This is a genomic window from Streptomyces lonarensis, assembly GCF_012033735.1.
Lineage (GTDB): Bacteria > Actinomycetota > Actinomycetes > Streptomycetales > Streptomycetaceae > Streptomyces > Streptomyces lonarensis.
Map to the genome: position 1 here is coordinate 1 of NZ_JAAVJD010000379.1, position 3,204 is coordinate 3,204.

Annotated in this window: 4 protein-coding genes; all 4 read left to right on the forward strand. The window is 79.3% G+C overall.

Features of this window, described 5'->3' with window-relative positions; genetic code table 11:
- Positions 1 to 281: hypothetical protein (locus HCN56_RS24695; RefSeq protein ID WP_167974749.1), on the forward strand; the 281-nt coding region annotated here is incomplete at its 5' end.
- Complete coding sequence (locus tag HCN56_RS24700; protein WP_167974751.1) at positions 278 to 1,024, forward strand: hypothetical protein; 747 nt, start codon at positions 278 to 280, stop codon at positions 1,022 to 1,024. The genes HCN56_RS24695 and HCN56_RS24700, both read left to right, overlap by 4 nt.
- The gene (locus HCN56_RS24705; RefSeq protein WP_167974753.1) at positions 1,021 to 2,199 is read left to right on the forward strand and encodes an acyl-CoA dehydrogenase family protein; all 1,179 of its coding nucleotides are present in this window, start codon (positions 1,021 to 1,023) and stop codon (positions 2,197 to 2,199) included. Before HCN56_RS24700 ends, HCN56_RS24705 begins: the two co-directional genes overlap by 4 nt.
- Positions 2,183 to 3,082 carry a 4'-phosphopantetheinyl transferase family protein gene (locus tag HCN56_RS27350; protein ID WP_167974755.1) on the forward strand — a complete coding sequence of 300 codons (900 nt, stop codon included), beginning with the start codon at positions 2,183 to 2,185 and terminating at the stop codon, positions 3,080 to 3,082. Before HCN56_RS24705 ends, HCN56_RS27350 begins: the two co-directional genes overlap by 17 nt.
- The last annotated feature ends 122 nt before the right edge of the window (positions 3,083 to 3,204 follow it).

The window sequence follows — 3,204 nt, forward strand, 5'->3', positions numbered from 1 at the left end:
CACCGGTCCGGACCGTCGTCGCCGGCCCGGGGCTGGCGGGGCTCGCCCCCGCCGACGGGGTCCGCCTGCTGACCGCCGCGCCCGGACTGCCCGGCGCCGGGGCCTGGGTCACCCTCGTCGACCATCTGGCCGGCGGCGAGGCCGACGGGGACGTCCTGCTGGCCGACCGGGACCCGCAGCTGCCCTACCACTGCGCGGTGCGCCTCACCGGCGTACCCGCCACCACGCCGACCGTGCCGCCCGCCACCGCCGGCCGGCCCGCCAAGGAGCTGATCCCATGAGCTTCCTCGCCGCACCGCCCGCGCCACCCGCACCGCCCGCGCCCCCGCCGACGACCGCCGCGCGCCCCGCCGGGGAGACCGCGGCTGCGCCCGCCGTCGCGCTCACCGCCCGGCTGACCCGGCTGCACGCCCGCGTCTCCCCCGGCGTCCTGCCGGCGGGGCCCGGCGGCCACGTGGTGCTCCCCGAGCACCTCGTCGTCGGCTGCGACCGGTTCACCACCCCGACCGGGCCGGTCCGCCGCGGCGGACCGGCCGAGGAGACCGTCGGCCGCCTCCGCACCGGCGAGGGCCCGGACCGCCTGCTCGCCCTGCGGATCGCCGGCGCCGGAACCGCCCCGGGACCCGCCGGCGACAGCTGGGCCACGGGACTGGTGCAGGTCAGGCTCGCGACGGCCGAGGCGGCGCTGCACCGCGCCGCCGACCACCTCCAGCACCGCAGCGTCCAGGGCACCACCACCCTCGGCCTGCCGATGGTCCGCGCGCTGGTGGCGGACGCCGCCGCCGCGATCGCCGAGGCACGGGCGCTGGCCGACACCGTCGCCGCCCTCGCCCCCGGCGGCGCCGTCCGGGCCGACCTGCTCCACCGGGCGCACCGCGCGCTCGACGAGTCGGGGCGCACGACGCTCCACCTCATGGGAGCCATCGGCTTCCTCACGGCCGGCCCCGGCGCCGTACTGCGCGCCTCGGAACTGCTCGGCGACGCCTACGCGCCCGTGCCCGTCACCGCGGGGGAGACATCATGACCGGCGTCCAGGAGCCCGGCCGCCTGGCGCGGCTGCGCGGCGCCGCCCGTGAACTCGCCGTCCCGCTGCGCGAGGTGGCGCCCGCCGTCGACCGCGACCCGTCCGTCCTCCCGGAGCTGGTCCGCTCCGGTCGGCTGCCGTGGCGGGAGTTCTCCGGGCTGCCCGCCGCCCACCACACCGCGCCGATCCGGGTCGGCGACCGGTCGACGGCCGCCGACTCCTGTGTCGAACAGGCCGTCGTCTGGGAGGAGATGGCCCGGGCGGACGCCGGGGTCGCGCTCGGCCTGCCCGGCCCCGCCATGTCCGGTTTCATGATCGCCGAGCTGGCCGACGCGGAGCAGCGGGAGCGCTACTACGGGCTGCTGGCCTCCGACCGCCCGGTGTGGACCTTCTTCGGGATGACCGAGCCGTCGCACGGCTCCGACCCCGCCTCGATGGGCACCGCGCTCCGTCCCGACGCCACCGGATCGCTCGCCCTCACCGGCACCAAGCGGTTCATCGGCAACGGGGCGCGGGCGGAGATCGGCGTGGTCTTCGCCCGCCGCGCCCCCGGGCCGCTGGGGCTGACCGCCGTCCTCGTCGACACCGCACGCCCCGGCTTCGACGCCCGCCCGCTGGACACCGTCGGGCTGCGCGGCCTGGAGCTGAGCGAACTCCGCATCGCGGAGCTGCCCGTCGCCGAGGAGGACGTCCTCGGCCGGCACCTGCGGGCCAGCCGCCGCGGCATGTGGGCGGCCGTCCGTACCTTCAACCGGTTCCGCCCGCTGGTCGCCACCCTCGCCCTCGGCGTCGCCCAGGCCGCCCACGAGTACGCCGAGCAGACGCTGCGCCCCACCCCGCGGGCGTTCCACCGCTACGCCGCGCACGAGTTCGCCGGCCGGCTGGCAGGGGTCCGCGCCATGGTCGCCGCGGCCGCCCTCGCCGCCGACCACGGCGCGGCGAGCGGCGCCGCCGCCTCGGCCGCCAAGCTGCACGCCACCCGGCTCGCGGAGGAGCTCACCCAGCGGGCGGTCGCCGCGCTCGGCCCCGGCGCCCGGTTCGACCACCCGCTGCTCGACAAGTGGGTCCGCGACGCCCGCGCCTTCGAGTTCATGGAGGGCACTTCCAACATCCAGCGGCTGAACCTGGCCCAGGGCTACCTCCAGGAGCGTGATCGCCGTGCCGTCGCCGCGTGACACCGCCGCCCGGCCGCTGCCGCCCGGGACCGCGACCGGTGCGTACCGCCGACCGCCGGCCCGCCCCGGCCCGCCCCCGGGCGTGGACCTCTGGCTGATCCCGCTGGACGCCGCTCCCGGCGCCCGGGTGACGGCACCGGCAGGCCGCCCGGGGGACGCGGGCCGCCCCGTCGGCGGGCTGGGCCGGGCGGAGCGCTCGCGCGCCCTCTCCCTCCGCGATCCGGCGACCGCCCGACGCTACGTCGCCGCGCACACGGCCCTCCGCACCCTCCTCGGCCGGTACGTCGGCCGCCCCGGCTCCACCCTGCGGTGGGCGACGGGCCGCCACGGGAAGCCGGTCTTCGAGGGCGAACTCCACGCCTGGCACTGGTCGTTGAGCCGTTCCGCCTCACACGCGCTGCTGGCGGTCTCCCGCACCGCCCCCGTCGGGGTGGACATCGAGCGCATCACGGTGCCGCCGCGGGCGGTGACACCGCTGGCCTCGCGGTTCCTGCCGCCGGCAGAGGCGGCGCTGGTGGCCGCGCAACCCGGGACCCAGGCACGACGCGCCGCCTACCACGGGCTGCTGTCGCGCAAGGAGTCCTGCGTCAAGGCCGTCGGGGGCCGCTTCTCCGAGGGGCTGCGGCTGCCGGTCGCCACCCCCGGACCGGTCGCGCCGCACCCCGACGCCCTCGGCGGCAGCGGGGGCGGGGGCGACGTGGCGAGGTGGCTGGTGGACCTGCCCGCGCCGGCCGGGTACGTGGCCTCGCTGGCGACGGTCGGCCGTTCCCCGCTGCCGCTGCGGCTGTTCGCCTGGTCCGCCCCCGGCGAGCGGCCGACCGTCGCCGACCTGGGCACCGCCCCGGAACGTCCCCGCGCCGAGCCGGCGGGGGTGGCGGCATGAGGTGCCGACCGGTCCGCACCGCTCCCCCGGGACGTCCCACGACCACGCCCCACCGCGGCCGCCGCACCCCGCCCGGTGCCCCGGCGCAGCGGCGCGGCGCCGGAGCGTCGACTCCGGCGCGC

What these genes read in the sequence shown, in the direction of transcription:
- HCN56_RS24700 (WP_167974751.1), top strand. Translation starts at nt 278, where the DNA reads ATGAGCTTCCTCGCCGCACCGCCCGCGCCACCCGCACCGCCCGCGCCC.
- HCN56_RS24705 (WP_167974753.1), top strand. Translation starts at nt 1,021, where the DNA reads ATGACCGGCGTCCAGGAGCCCGGCCGCCTGGCGCGGCTGCGCGGCGCC.